Below are 17,614 nucleotides of genomic sequence, written 5' to 3'. Positions count from 1 at the left end.
GGATCTCCAGGTCAGACGTGAAGGAGAAGGTGCTCGCGCTCCCACGGCGAGATCACCTTCATGAACTCGTCGTGCTCGATCTCCTTGATCTCGGAGTAGACGGTGATGAACGGCTTGCCCAGCACGTCGTGCAGGTCCTTCTCATCCGCGAGCCAGCCCAGCGCCTCGCTCAGCGAGCGCGGCAGCTGGTACTCCGACAGGTAGGCGTCGCCCTTGCACTCGGCCGCCGGCTCGATCCTGTTCTTGATGCCGAGGTAGCCGCAGGCCAGCGTCGCCGCGAGCGCCACGTACGGGTTCGCGTCGGCGCCGATCACGCGGTTCTCGACCCGGCGTGCCGCCGGTGTCGCCACCGGCGAGCGGATGCCCACCGTGCGGTTGTCGGTGCCCCACTGGATGTTGATCGGCGCCGCGGTCGAGCGCGCGAGCCGGCGGTACGAGTTGACGTACGGCGCGAACAGCGCCATCGCCGCCGGCGTGTACTTCTGCAGCCCGCCGATGTACCAGAAGAACTCCTTCGACGGCGAGCCGTCCTCGTTGCTGAAGATGTTCTTGCCGGTCAGCTTGCTGACGATGCTCTGGTGCACGTGCATCGCGCTGCCCGGCTCGTTGGCCATCGGCTTGGCCATGAAGGTGGCGTACATCTCGTGGCGCAGCGCGGCCTCGCGGATCGTGCGCTTGAAGAAGAACACCTCGTCGGCCAGGCCCAGCGGGTGGTCGTGGAAGAAGTTGATCTCCATCTGGCCCGCGCCCACCTCGTGGATCAGCGTGTCGACGTTCAGCTCCATCTGCTCGCAGTAGGCGTAGATGTCCTCGAACAGCGGGTCGAACTCGTTCACCGCGTCGATCGAATACGCCTGGCGCGAGGTCTCGGCCCGGCCGCTGCGGCCCTTCGGCGGGCGCAGCGGCTGGTTCGGGTCGGTGCTGCGCTCGATCAGGTAGAACTCCAGCTCGGGCGCGACCACCGGGTCCCAGCCCTCGGCGGCGTACAGGTCGCAGATGTTGCGCAGCACCGAGCGCGGCGCGTACGGGATCATCTTGCCGTCGCGGTCGAAGCAGTCGTGGATGACCTGCGCGGTCGGGTCGACCGCCCACGGCACGATGCGCACCGTGCTCGGGTCGGGGCGCAGGTGCATGTCGCGGTCGGTCGCGTGGATCACGTCGTAGTACGGGCCTTCCTCGGGGAACTCGCCGGTGACGCCGATCGCGACGATGGCCTCGGGCAGCCGCATGCCGCGGTCTTCGGTGAATTTCTCGCGCGGCAGGATCTTGCCGCGGGCCACGCCGGTGAGGTCGGGCACCAGGCACTCGATCTCGGTCACGCGGCGATCATTGAGCCACTGTTCGAGGTCGCTGAAATTGAAGTTGTTCTTGTCCACCATGGGATCACCTGTTGGTTTCGTTGGCCGCAATCGGGATTGATTGCGGTCGGGCCGAGCGTCAGGGCAGGGTGGAACGCACCTAACGGTCCGGGTCGCGGTGCGGCTCCCGGTGGCGATCGCGGAACGACTGGCAGGCGGCGCCGAAGGCCTTGAACAGGCGCAGCGAGATCGGGTTCTGCGCGGCCTGCCATTCGGGGTGCCATTGCACGCAGAGGTTGAAGGACTTGGCCTCGGCCATCGAGAAGGCCTCGACCAGGCCATCGGGCGCGCGCGCCTCGACGCGCAGCCCCGGTGCGAGCTTGTTGACGCCCTGGCCGTGCACCGAGTTCACCTGGAACGAGGGCTTCTCGACGATGCCGGCGAGCGTGCCGCCGGGCACCACGGTGACCTCGTGCGCGAAGTCGTAGACCACCTCGGGCGGCGCGTCTTTCAAATGCGGCGCGCCGCGGTGGTCGCGCTGGCCGGGCACCTCCTGCACCGCCTGGTACAGCGAGCCGCCGAGCGCGACGTTGGCCTCCTGGAAGCCGCGGCAGATCGCGAACAGTGGGATGCCGCGCTCGAGCGCACGCGGGATCATCGGCAGCGTCCAGTCGTCGCGGTCGGGGTCGAGCGGCAGCGACGGGTCGTGCACCTCTTCGCCGAAATGGCTGGGGTGCACGTTCGACGGCGAGCCGGTGAGCAGCACGCCGTCGGCGACGTCGAGCAGCTCGTCGATCTCGGCCGCGGTGGAGGAGGGCACGACCAGCGGCAGGCAGCCGGCCAGGCGCACCGCGTCGATGTATTTCTTGCCGGCGATGTGGAAGGGATGCAGGCCGACGAGTCGGTTGCACGCGGGGATCAGGACGACCGGCTTGTTGAGTGGTTTCATTGGGCTTGCTGCGCGCCGCTTGTTGAGCGGGAGCGCACTGGGCTTACTGGCAACGCAAGAGACAGCAGAAGTGGAGCAATGAGTGTGCCCGCACGGGATGCAAAGTCAATCGGCAGGCACCTCACAGCATGTCCTTCAGGCGGTAGTACGCCATGCCCATCACCAGCGCCGGCGTGCGCAGCAGCGGGCCGCCGGGGAACGGGCGGTGGCGCAGCTTCGCGAAGGTGTCGAAGCGGGCCGCATGGCCGTCGATCGCCTCGGCGACCAGCTGGCCGGCGAGGCCGGTCAACGCAAGCCCGTGGCCCGAGAAACCTTGCAGGTAGTAGATGTTGTCGTGGTGCGGTTTCGCGCCCGCGCCCGCACCCTCGATGGGCAGGCGCCCGAAATCGGGCGCGCGGTTCATGCTGATGTCGACGAAGCCGCCCCACGAGAACTCGACCGCGGTGTCCTTCAGCTGCGGGAAGCTGCGTGCCATGCGCCGCTGCATGCTGGCCGCGAGGTTGATCGGTGTGCTGGTGCTGTAGCTGACGCGCCCGCCGTACAGCATGCGGTGGTCGGGCGTCGGGCGGAAGTAGTCGAGCACGAAGTTGGTGTCGCACACCGCGGAGCGCGACGGGATCAGCGAGCGCGCGAGCTCGGGATCGATCGGCTGCGAGGCGACGATGTAGGTGCCGACCGGCATGATGCGGCGTTCGAGCTGCGGCGCGAGGCCTTGCAGGTAGACGTTGCCGGCGAGCAGCACGTGCTTCGCGCGCAGCTCGCCCTGCGGCGTGGTCAGGCGCACGGTGGTGCCGGGGGTGATGGCCGTGACCGGCGATTGCTCGAACAGCTGCACGCCGACGCTCGCCGCCGCGCGGGCGAGACCGAGGCTGTACTTCAGCGGATGCAGGTGGCCCGAGCGCGCGTCGTGCGCGCCGCTGTGGAAACGCGGGCTCGCGATCCACTGCGGCAACTCGGCCGGCGCGATCCAGGTGGTGTCGTGGTCGTAGCGCTCGCGCATCAGCACGTGCCAGTCGTGCAGCTCGCGCGCCTTGCGGGCATTGACGGCCACGCTCAGGTAGCCCGCCTGCCAGTCGCAATCGATCGAGAAGCGCCGGCAGCGTTCGTGGATCAGGTCGAGCGCTTCGAGCGTCATCGCCCACACGCGGCGCGATTCGGCCAGGCCGAGCTGGTCCTCGATCACCGTCTGGTCGCAGGCGAGGCCGGCGATGGCCTGGCCGCCGTTGCGGCCCGAGGCACCCCAGCCGACTTCGCGAGCTTCGAGCAACGCGACGCGGTAGCCGCGGTCGGCCAGCTCGATCGCGGCCGAGAGCCCTGCGAGGCCGCCACCGACGATGGCGACATCGCAGTCAAGCGATGACGACAGCGTGGGAAAGCCCTGCGTCCGCTGCACGGTCGCGGCGTAGTACGAGTGGCGGGTGAGATCGCTGTCGGCGCTCAGGAAGCTCATACGGTGTGCGCTAGGCAGTGTCCTTGGCGAGTCGGTTGCAGGGCGGTCGTGGTCAGGCTGCGCGCTTGATCGCGTCGGACAGCGTGCCGATCAGCTGGTCGATGTGCTTGTTCTCGATGATCAGCGGCGGCGACAGCGCGATCGTGTCGCCGGTGGTGCGGATCAGCAGGCCCTTCTCCCAGCAGTCGAGGAAGACCGAGAACGCGCGCTTGCCGGGCTGGCCGTCGATCGGTGCGAGCTCGATGCCGCCGACCAGGCCGAGGTTGCGCACGTCGATCACGTTCGGCAGGTCCTTCAGCGAATGCACCGCGCGCTCGAAGGTCGGCGCCATCGCTTCGCCGCGCGTCAGCAGGCCTTCGTCGGCATAGGTGTCCAGCGTGCCGAGCGCCGCGGCGCAGGCCAGCGGATGCGCCGAGTAGGTGTAGCCGTGGAAGAACTCGATCGCCTGCTCGGGGCCGTTCATGAAGGCGTCGTGAACATGCTGCTTCGCGAACACCGCGCCCATCGGCACGGCACCGTTGGTCAGGCCCTTGGCGACCGTCATCAGGTCGGGCATGACGCCGAATTTCGTCGCGGCGAACGGGGCGCCGAGGCGGCCGAAGCCGGTGATGACCTCGTCGAAGATCAGCAGGATGCCGTGCTTGTCGCAGATCGCGCGCAGGCGTTCGAGGTAGCCCTGCGGCGGCACCAGCACGCCGGTGGAGCCGGCGACCGGCTCGACGATCACCGCGGCGATGGTCGACGCATCGTGCAGCGCGACCAGGCGCTCCAGGTCGTCGGCCAGCTCGGCGCCGTGCAGCGGCTGGCCGTGCGTGAATGCGTTGCGCGGATCGTGCGTGTGGCGGATGTGGTCGACGCCGGGCAGCAGGCTGCCGAACATCTTGCGGTTGGCGACCAGCCCGCCGACCGAGATGCCGCCGAAGTTGACGCCGTGGTAGCCGCGCTCGCGGCCGATCAGCCGGGTGCGCTGGCCTTCGCCGCGGGCGCGGTGGTAGCCGATCGCCATCTTCAGCGCGGTCTCGACGGCTTCGGAGCCGGAGTTGGTGAAGAACACCTTGCTGAGCCCGGACGGCGCCAGCTGGACCAGCCGCTCGGCGAGCTCGAAGGCCTTCGGGTGGCCCATCTGGAAGGGCGGCGCGAAATCCATCTCCGCCGCCTGCTCCTGGATGGCCTTCACGATCTTCGGCCGCGCATGCCCGGCGTTCACGCACCACAGGCCGGCGGCACCGTCGAGCACCTGGCGGCCCTCCGGCGTCCAGTAGTGCATGCCTTCGGCCTTGGACAGCAGGCGCGGCGCCTGCTTGAACTGCCGGTTGGCGGTGAAGGGCATCCAGTGGGCGTCGAGCTTGTTGTCCATGACCGGTTCAGATGGCTTGTGAATTTCGTCACGCAGTCTAGCCGGCCCGCGACGAAATTTGCTTGCGCAAAGCGGGCCGATTTCGGTGCGTGTCGCAATATCATGCGGCCAGTTACTCTTGGATTCGCAGAATATGGCAAGCAGCAAGCCGAAGGTGCAACTCGATGCGATTGATCGCCACATCCTGCGGGTCTTGCAGGTGGAGGGCAAGCTGGCCAATGTCGAGTTGGCCGAACGGGTTCACCTGTCGCCGTCGGCCTGCCTGCGGCGGGTCAAGGCGCTGGAAGACGGCGGGGTGATCGCGCAGTACGTCGCGCTGATCGACTCGAAGGCGGTCGGGCAGCCGGGCACCAGCTTCACGATCGTCAACCTCGAGAAGCTGACGCAGGCCGCGATGGCCGAGTTCGAGCAGGCGGTGCGCGACGTGCCGGAGATCCTCGACTGCTTCTACGTGGCCGGCACCAACGACTACCTGCTGCGCTTTACCTACTGCGATGCGGGCGACCTGGAGCGCTTCCACACCGAGGTGCTGGAGCGGCTGCCGGGGGTGGTGCGCTCGAACTCGATGCTGGTGCTGCGGACGGTCAAGAAGACGACGGCGCTGGCCGTTTAGCCAGCCGGCCGCACAGGTAGGTCCAGACGAAATTCGCCGCTGCGTAGCTGGTCAGTTCCGCGTGGTCGTACGGCGGCGACACCTCGACGCAATCCATCCCGACGAAGGGCAGGTCGGCCAGTTCCTCGAGCATCGTCAGCACCTGCGTGGTCGCGAGACCACCGGGCTCCGGCGTGCCGGTGCCGGGCGCGAAGGCTGGGTCGAGGCAGTCGATGTCCAGGCTCAGGTAGACCGGCGGGTTGTCGTGCCGCGACAGCCGGCTGCGGATCGCCGACAGCACCGGCTGCATCTGCACCGCGCCGTCGAGGCCGCGCAACTCGCGTGCGGTGAAGATCTGCCCGCCCTGGTCGCGCACGTACTCGCGCGCCTCACGCTGGCCGGCCGAGCGGATGCCCAGCTGCGTGAAGCACTCCTTGATCACCAGGCCTTCGTTGATCGCCTCGTAGACCCAGGTGCCGTGGCCGCTCGGCTCGCCGAAGTGATCGGCCCAGGTGTCGCAGTGCGCATCGAAATGGATCACCGCGAGCGGCTTGCCCAGCCACTCGACGTAGCTGCGCAGCAAGGGCAGCGTGATCGAGTGGTCGCCGCCCAGCCAGGCCATGTGGTGCGCGCGGATCAGCGGCGCCACCTGCGGACCCATCGCCGCGCGCATGCGCTCGAGGCTGGTGTTCGGCAGCAGCAGGTCGCCGGCATCGCCGAGCTGCCCGTCGGGCGTGGTGTCGAAGAACGGGTGGATGCCGTCGCACAGCATGTGGCTCGCCTCGCGGATCGCGCGCGGGCCGAAGCGGGCGCCGGGGCGGTTCGTCACCGAGCCGTCCCACGCGATGCCGGCCACCGCGAAGGGCGTGTCGGCCGAGGCCGCGGGCGCCTTCAGGAAGGCGTTGTTCGACAGGAAGGCGAAGCTGCTCATCCCGCGATTCTGCGTTTTTATTTCCGCGGCTTGCTGTCCCGGCGCAGCGCATCGATCTGCGCCAGCCTGCTGCGGCAGTCGCCCGCCACCGTCGGGCACAGGTCCTGGTCGCTCAGCTTGAAACGCTTGCGCAGCGCGTCCACGCGGGCGAGGTAGCCCCGCGCGCATTCATCCGAATGCAAGGTGGCGATGCGCGCGGCCGACACGCAACCCACCAGCCCCAGGTAGGCCGTGCCGAGCTGCTCCACCGGCTTGCCCGCAGCACTCAGCAAGCGGGCATCGACACACGCCGAGAACTCGTCGGTGTCGTGGTGCATCTCGTGCAGGCAGGCCTGCGAGGTCTGCTGCACGGCCTCGTTCAGGGCGCGCCGTTGGCCCGCGTCGAGCGCCCAGGCCGGCAGCGCCTGCAAGCTGCACAGCAGGCCGATGACGGCCCCGGTCGCCGCCCTGACAAGGCGCGTGCGGCCCCGCATCAGTTGAGGCGCGTGATGCGCGGCGTCGTCGGCGCGACAGGTGACTTCTCGCGGAAGTACGCAATCATCGCGTCGAGGTCGATCACCTTCGAGTCGACCTTGTTGGCTCCCTGCGTCGCCAGCACGTTGAAGTTGTCGCCGCCAGTGCCGAGGCCGAGGAAGTTGTTGGTGCTGACGGTGTAGGTCTTGGCCAGGTCCAGTGCCACGCCATTGACCTTGACCGACGACACCACCACCCGGTGCCCGGTGCCCGCGGCCGCGCAGTCGGTCGGGCTGGCGCCGGTGGTCCAGGCGTTGACGCTGTTGTCGTAGCTGTAGGTCAGGCCGCTGGAGGCCTGCAGCAGGCGCCCGTACTGCAGCGTCGCCGGGTTGAACTTGGCGGTGCAGTTCGGGGCTTCCCACTGCTGCTCGAGCAGGCGGATCACCTGCGCGCCGGTGACGCTGACCTTCACCACCGTGTTGGCGAACGGTGCGACGGTGTTCACCTGCGCGTAGGTCACCGGGCAGGGCGCGCTCACGCCGGTGGCGCAGGTCAGGTCGGCGCGCACACCGCCCGGGTTGACCACCGCGAAGTCGGCACCGTTGGGCGTGCCGTACAGGTAGGCATCGGCCATCACCGAGCCCATCACGCCTTCGGCGGATTCATCGCGGTTGGTGGTGCCGGTGAACAGCGCCCGCATCAGGTTGCCGCCGAGCGTGCCGACCTGCTTCTGCGCCAGCGTGTTCGAGACGTCGACATAGTGGTTCACCAGGGCCGCGATGTCCGCATCCTTCGCGAAGGTGGCGAAGGCAGCGGGCACCGTCACGCCGGCGTTGTTGTCGGCCTGGACGATGGGCACCGTGGCGGCGTCGATCGAGGTCACGCCCGTCTTGAGTTTGACGCCCAGGTTGATGTCGGTCACCGCGCCGCCGTAGAAGCCGGTCTGCGTGACCACATAGCGCTTGCCGCTGGCCTTGCCGGTGTAGTTGCAGACGTATTCCTGGTGGCTGTGGCCGCTGACGACCACGTCGATGTCGCTGCTGAGCTTGTCCAGGATGCCGCCCAGGTCGCCGAAGCTGACCGGGCAGCTGGTGTCGTTGACCGTCGTCGCGGTCGACACGCCGCCCTGGTGGATCAGCACGACCACGGCCTGCACGCCGGCCGCCTTCAGCGCCTTCGCGTGGCTGTTGATGGTGGCCGACTCTTCCAGGAAAGCGAGGCCGCTGATGCCGGTGCCGGCGACCAGCTCGGTGGTGCCCTTCAGCGTCAGTCCGATGAAGCCCACCGCGACGGGGCCGAAGCGCTTGATGGCCGTGGCCGGCAGCAGCGGCGCGTTGCTCGTTTGGTCGACCACGTTGGCGGCCAGGTACTTGTAGGTCGCACCGCTGAAGCTGCCGCCGCTCGCGGACCAGGTGCCGGTGGTGGCGTCCATGAAGCAGGTGTCGGCGCCGGCCACGCCCTGGGCGCCGGAGACCGGGAAGCAGCCGCCGTTCTGCTTGCGCAGCAGTTCGGCCCGGCCGTAGTCGAACTCGTGGTTGCCGACCGAGGTGATCTCCAGCCCGATGCGGTTCAGCACGTCCACCGAGGCTTCGTCGTGCGTGGCCGACGAGACGAAGGGCGAGGCGCCCGTCATGTCGCCCGCGCCCACCACCACGCTGTTGGGGCCCTTGGCGCGCAGCGCCTTGATGGCGGTGGCCACGTAGGCCGCACCGCCCACATTGACCTTGGTGCCCGCGGCATGGGCCGGGTCGGGCAGGGTCACCGTGCCGCCATTGGTGGCGGCCGGCGCGGTGATGGCACCGTGGAAATCGTTCATCGCCACCAGCTTGATGCTGAAGGTCTTGGCGGCGAGCGCGTCGAGGAGCTGGTCGTGCTCGTTGCCGGCCACGCCACCGGAAGCGGCGACCAGCGCGCCGGCCAGGAAGTCGCTCACCGAGGCGGGAATGCTGATGCCGTTGGCGACCAGTTCGTCCTTGACCGCGGCCTGCGCGGCGGAGACCTTGGCGGCGCTGAGGCTGGCGCCCGCGGCGGCGTCGAAGCTCGCAAACCAGGCCACGGTGTCGGCCGAGAACTTGCCCACCACGGCTTCCGTCAGCGGCGTGATGTTCGCGGTGGCGCTGTTGCCGCTGCCCGTGGCCAGCGAGTGCAGCTTGCCGAGCGCGCCTGCATCGGCCTCCAGCACGCAAGGCAGCTTGCCGTTGAAGGCGGCGGAGTAGCCGCCATCGGCGCGGGTGGTGGCACTGGCCTGGCTGCCGTCGGCGCAGCGGACGGCGACCTTGGCATTCGCCAGCGCGCTGCCGGTGGCTGCGGTGCCGGAGAGGGTCAACGATGCAGCGGGCTCGCCGGGGGACGGCCCGTCATCGCCACCACAGGCACTCAGGCCTGCACACACCAACGCCAGCAGGCACAGCCGCAAGCGGCTTGAAAAACGACGGTTCGACACAGGCAGGCCCTCCTTCAAAGCTCGCGATCATGGTTGCGCAACATGGCGCGCAGGTGACAGAAGACGCACACCTCGCAAGATGCGCGCCTCGCGCTTCAGCTTTCCGCATCAAGAAAACATCATTTCGCATTGTGGCAACGCAAGGGCGACGCTGCGAGTGCATTCTTCCAGATGGAAGAAGTTGATTTCACATCCAGAAACCGACAGCTCAAGTTATTGATTTCATTGAAGATTATTTTTAGTCTTATATAAGACACAAGTCTTCCGCAAGAGACGGACGGCTCCTATTCTTGAAGCCATCAAGTCCTCGTTTTTCCACACCGTCACTTCCGGAGACCGACATGAGCCAACCGACCCGCGAACAACAGATCGCCGCCCTTGAAAAAGACTGGGCCGAGAACCCGCGCTGGAAGGGCATCAAGCGCGGCTACACCGCGGCCGACGTCGTGCGGTTGCGCGGCTCGCTGCAGATCGAGCACACGCTCGCGAAGCGCGGTGCCGAGAAGCTGTGGAACCTCATCAACACCGAACCCTTCGTCAACTCGCTCGGCGCGCTGACCGGCAACCAGGCGATGCAGCAGGTCAAGGCCGGCCTGAAGGCGATCTACCTGAGCGGCTGGCAGGTGGCGGGCGATGCCAACCTGGCCGGCGAGATGTACCCCGACCAGTCGCTGTACCCGGCGAACTCGGTGCCGATGGTGGTGCGCCGCATCAACAACACCTTCCAGCGCGCCGACCAGATCCAGTGGTCCGAAGGCAAGGGCCCGGGCGACGCCGACTACCGCGACTACTTCGCGCCGATCGTGGCCGATGCCGAGGCCGGTTTCGGCGGCGTGCTGAACGCCTTCGAGCTGATGAAGTCGATGATCGAAGCCGGTGCCGCCGGCGTGCACTTCGAGGACCAGCTCGCCTCCGTCAAGAAGTGCGGCCACATGGGCGGCAAGGTGCTGGTGCCGACGCGCGAAGCAGTGGCCAAGCTGGTGGCAGCGCGTCTCGCGGCCGACGTGATGGGCACGCCCACCGTGCTGCTGGCCCGCACCGATGCCGAGGCCGCCGACCTGGTCACGAGCGACGTCGACGACAACGACAAGCCGTTCACCACCGGCGAGCGCACCATCGAAGGCTTCTACCGCACCCGCAACGGGCTGGAGCAGTCGATCAGCCGCGGCCTGGCCTATGCCGAGTACGCCGACATGATCTGGTGCGAGACCGGCAAGCCCGACCTGGCGTTCGCGAAGGCGTTTGCCGATGCGATCCACAAGAAGTTCCCCGGCAAGCTGCTGGCCTACAACTGCTCGCCGAGCTTCAACTGGAAGAAGAACCTCGACGACGCGACGATCGCGAAGTTCCAGCGCGAGCTGGGTGCGATGGGCTACAAGTTCCAGTTCATCACGCTGGCCGGCTTCCACAGCCTGAACTACTCGATGTTCAACCTGGCTTATGGCTATGCGCGCAACAACATGACCGCGTTCGTCGAGCTGCAGGAAGCCGAGTTCGCCGCGGCCGAAAAGGGCTTCACCGCGGTGAAGCACCAGCGCGAGGTCGGCACCGGGTACTTCGATGCGGTGACGACGACGATCGAGCGCGAGGCATCGACGGCAGCACTGAAGGGTTCGACCGAAGACGAGCAGTTCTTCGACGAGCGCAAGGTGGCCTGAGCGATTCGATCGCGACGGGGGCGCTCATTTGAGCGAAAATATCCGCTCAAAGGATGAAACCATGCGAAAGCCACCGTCGCGCTCCCGGCCCGCGAGCCTGCCTGCCCTCAAGCTGACCCAGGCGCGGGCGACCATCCCACTGGTCGGCACCGCCGTCTCGACCGACTTCCTGCACGCCTTCCAGGCCGACGCGATGGAGCGCGTGCGCATCGTCAAGCGCGGCGTGCCGGCCGGCGTGATCGACACGATGGCCAAGCGCATGGGCATGCCGAAGGAGAAGCTCATCGTCACGCTGGGCCTGGCCCGCGCCACCATCGACCGCAAGGCGCGCGACAGCAAGCCGCTGTCGCCCGATGAGGGCTCGAAGGTGCTGGGCATGGCCCGCCTGGTGGGGCAGGTGCAGGCGATGGTCGAGGAATCGGGGGAGCCGGCAGGCTTCGACGCTGCAGGCTGGCTGGCCAGCTGGCTGGACCGGCCGCTGTCGGCGCTGGGAGGCGCGCGCCCCGCCGAGCTGATGGACACCGCCGAAGGCCAGGGGCTGGTGTCGCAACTGGTCGCCCGGATGCAGAGCGGGGCCTATTCGTGACGCAGGAGAAGGCGTGACCCAGCTGCTGTGGCGCATCGCCACGGACGCTCGCGAGTACGAAGCACATGACCTGAGCGGCAAAGGCGCCGAGCAGACCGGCGGGCGCTGGAACCGGCCCGGCCGCCCGCTCGTCTACACCGCGTCGACCGCGTCACTCGCCTGCCTGGAAACGGTGGTGCACCTGAATGCCGGCGATCTTCCGCTGAACCGCTTCCTGGTGCGCATCGAGGTGCCGGCCGCGGTGTGGTCCGCCCGTCGCTCGTGCGCAGCGGCGGAACTGCCGGTGGGCTGGAGCGCCATCCCGGAGGGCAAGGTGTCGCTCGACATCGGCGACGCCTGGCTGCGCACGGCGGCGTCGGCCTTGCTGGTCGTGCCGTCGGTGATCGTTCCGGAAGAGTGCAACGTGCTGATCAATCCGCTGCACGCCGATGCGGCGGGCCTCCGGGCCGCCAAGCTGCGGCCCTGGGTGTACGACCTGCGGCTGGCTTGAGGCGCGACGGCTCCCCGGCCGGGTTACATCGACGCCAGCAGCATCTCGCGGTAATACTCCCGCGTCGCGAGGCGCGGGTTTGTCTTGTGGCAGTGGTCGACCATCGCGCCGTCGATCACGCGCTCGAACAGCTCTTCGGTCACGCCGAGGGCCGCGAGCCCCGAGGCCAGCCCGAGCCGTGCGTTCATCTCGCGCACCGCCTCGGCGATCTCGGTGCCCCTCGAATCGCATGAGCCGATGCCCATCGCGTGCGCCATGCGCGCCAGCCGCCGCTCGCGCACGATCGATTCGGCGCTGGCATTGAAGCGCAGCACCGCCGGCAGGAACATCGCGTTCAGCGTGCCGTGGTGCAGCTTCGGGTTCACGCCGCCCAGGCTGTGGCTCAGCGAATGCACGCAGCCGAGGCCCTTCTGGAAGGCCATCGCGCCCTGCAGGCTCGCGCTCATCATGTTCCAGCGCGCCTCGCGGTCCTGGCCATTGCGCGTGGCCCGCTCGATGTGACTCCAGCCGCGCTCCAGCCCGTCGAGCGCGATGCCGTCGGCGGGCGGGTTCACCGCCGGCGCCATGAAGGTCTCCATGCAATGCGCGATCGCGTCCATGCCGGTCGCGGCCGTCAGCAGCGGCGGCAGGCCAAGCGTCAGCGCCGGGTCGCAGATGGCCGCACGCGGCAGCAGGTTCCAGTTGTGGAAGCCGAGCTTGCGGCCGTCGTCGACGATCACGATCGCGCCGCGCGCGACCTCGCTGCCGGTGCCCGCCGTCGTCGGCACCGCGATCACCGGCGCCACGCGGTCGGTGATCTTCGTGCTGCCGCCTTCGATGGTCGCGTAGGTCTTCATCGGGCCGTCGTGGGTCGCGGCGATCGCGACGCCCTTGGCCAGGTCCATGCTCGATCCGCCACCGACCGCGATCAGCCCGTCGCAGCCGTGCTCGCGCCAGACCTGCACCGCGGAACGCACCGCTGCCTCGGTCGGGTTGAACGGCGTGCCGTCGAACACCGCGTGGGGCAGGGCGCCGAGCGCGGCCAATGCCTGGTCGAGCACGCCGGCCGCGCGCACGCCGGCATCGGTGACGACCAGCGGCTTGCGGATGCCGATGCGCTCGCACTCGGCGGGCAGCAGCTTCAAGGTGCCGAAGTCGAGCTGGATCTGCGTGAGGTAGTAGATGAAGGCCATGGCGGAACGGAACGTTGCGATGGGACCGGCCAGTATGCTCTGGCACACTCGCCCCCCGTGAGCTCGCATCCCCTGACCCCCGCGATGAGCAGCCTGCTGTATCGCATCGGCCGCGCCAAGCGCCCCCCGTTCCACACCATGCCGGTCGCGCAAGCCCGCGAGGTCTACATCGCGGCCGCCGAAACCATCGACCCGCCGCGCGCGCCGCTGGTGCGCGTCGAGGACTTCACGCTGCCTGCCGACGACGGCACGCCATTGCGCGCCCGGCTCTACGCGCCGTCGGCCGGCCGGCTGCCGCTGATGATGTACCTGCATGGCGGCGGCTTCACGATCGGCAACCTCGAGACCCACGACAGCCTGTGCCGCCAGTTCGCGCTGCGCAGCGGCACGGCGGTGGTCGCGATCGACTACCGGCTCGCGCCGGAGCACCGTTTCCCGACCGCGGTGAACGACGCCTGGGCCGCCATGAGCTGGCTGGCGTCGCATGCCGAGACGCTCGGGCTCGATGCGCGCCGCATGGCGGTCGGCGGCGACAGTGCCGGCGGCACGCTGGCGGCGGCGAGCGCGATCCATGCGCGCGACATCGGCCTGCCGCTCGCGCTGCAGGTGCTGATCACGCCCGGCACGACGGCCTATGCCGACACGCCGTCACACCGCGAGTTCGCCGAAGGCTTCCTGCTCGACGCCCAGGGCATCGAGTGGTTCTTCGGCCACTACATCGCCCATGCCGACCGCGGCGACTGGCGCTTCGCGCCGTTGAACGCGCCCGATCTGGACGGCGTCGCGCCGGCCTGCGTGGTGCTGGCCGAATGCGACCCGCTGGTCGACGAGGGCGTCGCCTACGCCGACATGCTGCGCGCCGTCGGCGTCGCGGTCGAGCTCGAGCTGTATCGCGGCGTCACGCACGATTTCATCAAGATGGCGCGCGAGCTCGACGAAGCCGTCGCTGCGCAGGACGCCATCGCCGCCGCATTGAAGAAAGCACTGCTCGCATGAAACGCACCGATTTCCGATTCCTCGAACGGCTGCGCGTGCGCTGGGCCGAAGTCGACCTGCAGCAGATCGTCTTCAACGGCCACTACCTGATGTACTTCGACACCGCAGTCGCCGGCTACTGGCGGGCGCTCGCGATGCCGTATGCGTCGACGATGCACTACCTCGGCGGCGACCTGTTCGTGCGCAAGACCACCGTCGAGTACGAAGGCTCGGCACGCTACGACGACGTGCTCGACATCGGCGTGCGCTGCGGGCGCATCGGCACCTCGTCGATGGTGTTCAGCGCGGCGGCCTTCCGGCAGGACCAGTTGCTGGTCAGCGCCGAGCTGGTCTACGTGTTCGCCGACCCGGTCGCGCACACCTCGAAACCGGTGCCGCAGGAGTTGCGCGAGCTGCTGCAGGATTTCGAGGCCGGCAAGCCGATGGTGGAGGTGCGCGTCGGCGCCTGGGCCGAGCTGGGTCGGGATGCGCAGCGCATCCGCACCGAGGTGTTCGTCGAGGAACAGAAGATCCCGCCGGAGCGCGAGTGGGACGACGCCGATGCCGACTGCCTGCATGCCGTCGCGTACAACCATTTCGGCGCGGCGCTGGCGACCGGCCGGCTGCTGGAGCACGTGCCCGGCGTCGCGAAGATCGGCCGCATGGCGGTGACGCAGGCGATGCGCGGCAGCGGCGTCGGCCGGGCGGTGCTCGACGCGCTGATGAAGGCGGCGCGCGAGCAGGGCTACCGCGAAGCCGTGCTGCATGCGCAGACCTCGGCCGAGGCGTTCTACACGCGGGCCGGGTTCGCGCCGCGCGGGCCGGTGTTCGAGGAAGTCGACATCCCGCACGTCGAGATGGTGCGCAGCCTGTAGCGGCCATCGGATCGAGGGGCCTTGGTCGAATCCACCGTTGCGAGCGGCGACGCCGGCGCGTATACCGTCATGGTTGTCTCTCGGTGTTGGGCGATGGACCTAGATTATTTCGGGTCGGAGCAGGACGTTCAGGCGCTGGAACGGCAATTGACCGTCGTCGATGAGGCGCTGCGCCCGCAACGGCTCGCCGCGCTCGCCTGGTACCTGCGCCAGCGCCACACGCAGCGCGCGTTGGCGCTGGTCGACGAGGCGCAGGCGCTGCTGGCGGCCGGCGCGCTCGACGCGGCGGGCGAGGCGCCGCGCATCCGCTGCCTGGCGCGCCTGCAGCTGGTTCACGGTGAGGCCCGGTGGCTGTTCGCCGAGCTCGATGCGGCCAAGGGCCTGCTCGCGCAGGCGCGCGAGGGTTTCGAATCGATCGGCGATTTCACCGGTGCCGGCGACGCCTCGCTCGCGCAGGCGATCCTGCTGCAGTACCACGCCGACGAGCCCGCGCGCGCCAACGAATGCTTTGCCGACGCGCTGGCCGCCTACCAGCGCGCCGGCGACGCGGTGCGCCTGCGCTGCGCCGAGGCCAGCCTCGCGCTCGGCCAGTTCATGCAGGCACCGGCGGCGGCCGTCGCGCGCTGGGGCGAGCTGCTCGGCACCGCATCCCCATCGGGCCACGCCGGGCTCGATGCCCGAATCGCGGTGACGAACGGCTGGTTCGCGCAGTTCCGTGGCGAGCTGGTGCACGAGATCGCCTTCAACCAGCGGGCGTTCTCGCTGGCGCTGGCCGCCGGGCAGCTGCGCACCGCGATCATCGTCGCCGGCAACGTCACCCGCGCCTTCCTGAGCCTGAACGACCCGGCCCAGGGGCTGGAGTGGGCGGAGCGCGCCGTCGCGCTGGCCCGCAAGACGGGCTGGCCGGCAACGCTGACGCTCAGCCTTGGCTGGGTCGGCCTGGCGCTGCATCGAACCGGCCGCTCGCCGGCCGCGCGCGAACTGCTCGCCGAGAGCCTGGCCGGGCTGGGGGCAGCGTCGCGCGCGGGCACCTTCCACACCATTGCGGCCACGCTGCTGGGCGACGTGTGCTTCAGCCTGGGCGAACATGCGGCGGCCGCCGATGCGTATGCGGTCAGCGAAGACATCGAGCGGCGCGCCGGCCGCGCCACCTGGTACCTGGCCGATGCGCTGCGCGGCAAGTCGCTGGTGCTGTCGCGCTTTCGCCGCAAGAGCGAGGCCATCGCCGCGGCCGAAGAGGCGATCGCGATCCACGTGAAGGCGGGCGTGCGCTGGCGGCAGGCCGCCTGCCTGCAGGCGCTGGCCACCATCGCCCGCGAGCATCAACTGCCGCCGCCGGCCGGTTCGAGCGCGGCGACCGGTGCGATCCACTACCTGGAACAGGCGCTCGCGATCGACGAGGACACCGCGGGCAAGACGGTGTCCGACGAACTGTGCAGCGAACTGTCGCGCGAGTACGAAACGGTCGGCGATCTCGCGCGGGCGCTGGCCTTCGAACGGCGCGCGATGGCGGCACGCAGCCGCATCCAGTCGAAGAAGGCGACCGACCTGACGGCGGCGATGCAGGTGCGCTTCGAGACCGAGCGTGCCAAGGACGACGCCGAGCACAACCGCGCGCTGGCCGAGGCCGAGGCGCGCCGGGCAGATGCCGAGGCGGCCGCCAACCGCGCGAAGAGCATGTTCCTGGCGAGCATGAGCCACGAGCTGCGTTCGCCGTTGAACGCGATGCTGGGCTTCTCACGGCTGCTGATGCGCGACCCGAGCCTGGGCGAGCGCGCGCGCCGCGACGTCGGGGTGGTGTTGTCCAGCGGCGAGCACCTGTACCAGGTGATCAACCAGGTGCTGGAGCTGTCGAAGATCGAGGCCGGGCACATGGGCGTGCAGCCGGTCCGCTTCAACCTGCCGGTGGTGCTGCACGAGCTGGAGGAGGTGTTCGCGCTGAGCGCGCGGCAGAAGGGCCTGCGACTCGCGGTGGAAGCCCGCTCGCCGCTGCCGACGCATGTGGAGGCCGACGTGCTGAAGCTGCGGCAGGTGCTGGTCAACCTGCTGGGCAACGCGATCAAGTTCACGCCGCAGGGCAGCGTGACGCTGGCGGTCCGGATGGTCGGCGACGGCCGGCTGCGCTTCAGCGTCACCGACACCGGCGTCGGCATTGCCGCCGGCGAACTGGCGATGCTGGGCGAGGCCTTCGTGCAGGCCCAGGCCGGCAGGCAGGCGGCCGAAGGCACCGGCCTCGGGCTGGCGCTCAGCCGCGGCTTCCTGCAGGTGATGGGCGGTGAACTGCACATCGAGAGCGAACACGGCCGGGGCACGACGGCGCAGTTCGAGATCCCGGTGCGCGTGCTCGAGGCGAGCGCGGCCGGCGGTGCCGCGGCGGCACCGGGC

Annotated in this window: 15 protein-coding genes; 7 read left to right on the top strand and 8 right to left on the bottom strand. The window is 69.0% G+C overall.

Going from position 1 to position 17,614, the window contains the following annotated elements:
• Positions 1-11 precede the first annotated feature (11 nt).
• The 4 genes from ACXJLU_RS04835 to aptA all read right to left on the bottom strand — a co-directional run bounded on the left by ACXJLU_RS04835 (position 12) and on the right by aptA (position 5,054).
• Positions 12-1,379, bottom strand: a complete 1,368-nt coding sequence (locus ACXJLU_RS04835; protein ID WP_047512597.1) for a glutamine synthetase family protein — start codon at positions 1,377-1,379, stop codon at positions 12-14.
• 79 nt (positions 1,380-1,458) lie between these two features.
• Positions 1,459-2,247: a gamma-glutamyl-gamma-aminobutyrate hydrolase family protein gene (locus ACXJLU_RS04830; RefSeq protein WP_457329340.1), complete on the bottom strand. Its 789-nt coding sequence runs from the start codon at positions 2,245-2,247 to the stop codon at positions 1,459-1,461.
• 121 nt (positions 2,248-2,368) lie between these two features.
• Positions 2,369-3,697, bottom strand: coding sequence for an NAD(P)/FAD-dependent oxidoreductase (locus ACXJLU_RS04825; protein ID WP_457329339.1), 1,329 nt, complete (start codon positions 3,695-3,697; stop codon positions 2,369-2,371).
• 52 nt (positions 3,698-3,749) lie between these two features.
• Positions 3,750-5,054 carry an omega-aminotransferase AptA gene (gene aptA, locus ACXJLU_RS04820; protein ID WP_457329338.1) on the bottom strand — a complete coding sequence of 435 codons (1,305 nt, stop codon included), beginning with the start codon at positions 5,052-5,054 and terminating at the stop codon, positions 3,750-3,752.
• Positions 5,055-5,187: 133 nt separating this feature from the next.
• Between aptA and ACXJLU_RS04815 the strand changes: the two genes are divergently transcribed.
• Complete coding sequence (locus ACXJLU_RS04815) at positions 5,188-5,667, top strand: Lrp/AsnC family transcriptional regulator (protein WP_073467839.1); 480 nt, start codon at positions 5,188-5,190, stop codon at positions 5,665-5,667.
• Here the strand turns inward: ACXJLU_RS04815 and speB are convergent.
• Genes speB through ACXJLU_RS04800 form a run of 3 tightly spaced genes read right to left on the bottom strand, consistent with a single transcriptional unit; the run spans position 5,639 to position 9,473 of the window.
• A complete protein-coding gene (speB, locus tag ACXJLU_RS04810) occupies positions 5,639-6,577 on the bottom strand; it encodes an agmatinase (RefSeq protein ID WP_457329336.1) in 939 nt (312 codons plus the stop codon). The two genes, ACXJLU_RS04815 and speB, sit on opposite strands and share 29 nt — an antisense overlap.
• Before the next feature lie 17 nt (positions 6,578-6,594).
• Positions 6,595-7,050, bottom strand: coding sequence for a hypothetical protein (locus ACXJLU_RS04805; protein ID WP_457329335.1), 456 nt, complete (start codon positions 7,048-7,050; stop codon positions 6,595-6,597).
• The gene (locus tag ACXJLU_RS04800) at positions 7,050-9,473 is read right to left on the bottom strand and encodes a bifunctional metallophosphatase/5'-nucleotidase (protein ID WP_457329333.1); all 2,424 of its coding nucleotides are present in this window, start codon (positions 9,471-9,473) and stop codon (positions 7,050-7,052) included. The genes ACXJLU_RS04805 and ACXJLU_RS04800 overlap by 1 nt, the downstream gene beginning before the upstream one ends.
• Positions 9,474-9,814: 341 nt before the next feature.
• On the opposite strand from ACXJLU_RS04800, the gene aceA reads away from it, so the two are divergent.
• The 3 genes from aceA (at position 9,815) to ACXJLU_RS04785 (ending at position 12,207) form a co-directional block, all read left to right on the top strand.
• Positions 9,815-11,131, top strand: a complete 1,317-nt coding sequence (gene aceA / locus ACXJLU_RS04795; RefSeq protein WP_457329332.1) for an isocitrate lyase — start codon at positions 9,815-9,817, stop codon at positions 11,129-11,131.
• A gap of 61 nt (positions 11,132-11,192) precedes the next feature.
• Positions 11,193-11,717, top strand: a complete 525-nt coding sequence (locus ACXJLU_RS04790) for an Xre family toxin-antitoxin system antitoxin (protein ID WP_457329331.1) — start codon at positions 11,193-11,195, stop codon at positions 11,715-11,717.
• 13 nt (positions 11,718-11,730) lie between these two features.
• Entirely contained in the window at positions 11,731-12,207 is a 477-nt protein-coding gene (locus tag ACXJLU_RS04785; RefSeq protein ID WP_457329330.1) for an RES family NAD+ phosphorylase, read from the top strand.
• A gap of 23 nt (positions 12,208-12,230) precedes the next feature.
• Here ACXJLU_RS04785 and ACXJLU_RS04780 read toward each other — a convergent pair whose 3' ends face one another.
• Positions 12,231-13,379 carry an iron-containing alcohol dehydrogenase gene (locus ACXJLU_RS04780; RefSeq protein WP_457329329.1) on the bottom strand — a complete coding sequence of 383 codons (1,149 nt, stop codon included), beginning with the start codon at positions 13,377-13,379 and terminating at the stop codon, positions 12,231-12,233.
• An 84-nt stretch (positions 13,380-13,463) separates the two neighbouring features.
• Here ACXJLU_RS04780 and ACXJLU_RS04775 point away from each other — a divergent pair, with 84 nt between their 5' ends.
• From ACXJLU_RS04775 to ACXJLU_RS04765, 3 genes are all read left to right on the top strand, one after another.
• A complete protein-coding gene (locus tag ACXJLU_RS04775; protein ID WP_457329395.1) occupies positions 13,464-14,375 on the top strand; it encodes an alpha/beta hydrolase in 912 nt (303 codons plus the stop codon).
• Positions 14,372-15,229 (top strand): YbgC/FadM family acyl-CoA thioesterase, encoded by an 858-nt coding sequence (locus ACXJLU_RS04770; protein ID WP_457329328.1) that lies wholly within the window; start codon positions 14,372-14,374, stop codon positions 15,227-15,229. The genes ACXJLU_RS04775 and ACXJLU_RS04770 overlap by 4 nt, the downstream gene beginning before the upstream one ends.
• Positions 15,230-15,376: 147 nt before the next feature.
• Positions 15,377-17,614 (top strand): sensor histidine kinase (locus ACXJLU_RS04765; protein WP_457329327.1); only part of this gene is annotated, 2,238 nt, incomplete at its 3' end.

It is taken from the genome of Rhizobacter sp. P5_C2 (assembly GCF_054049715.1).
This window is presented reverse-complemented; position numbering and strand designations above follow the sequence as displayed.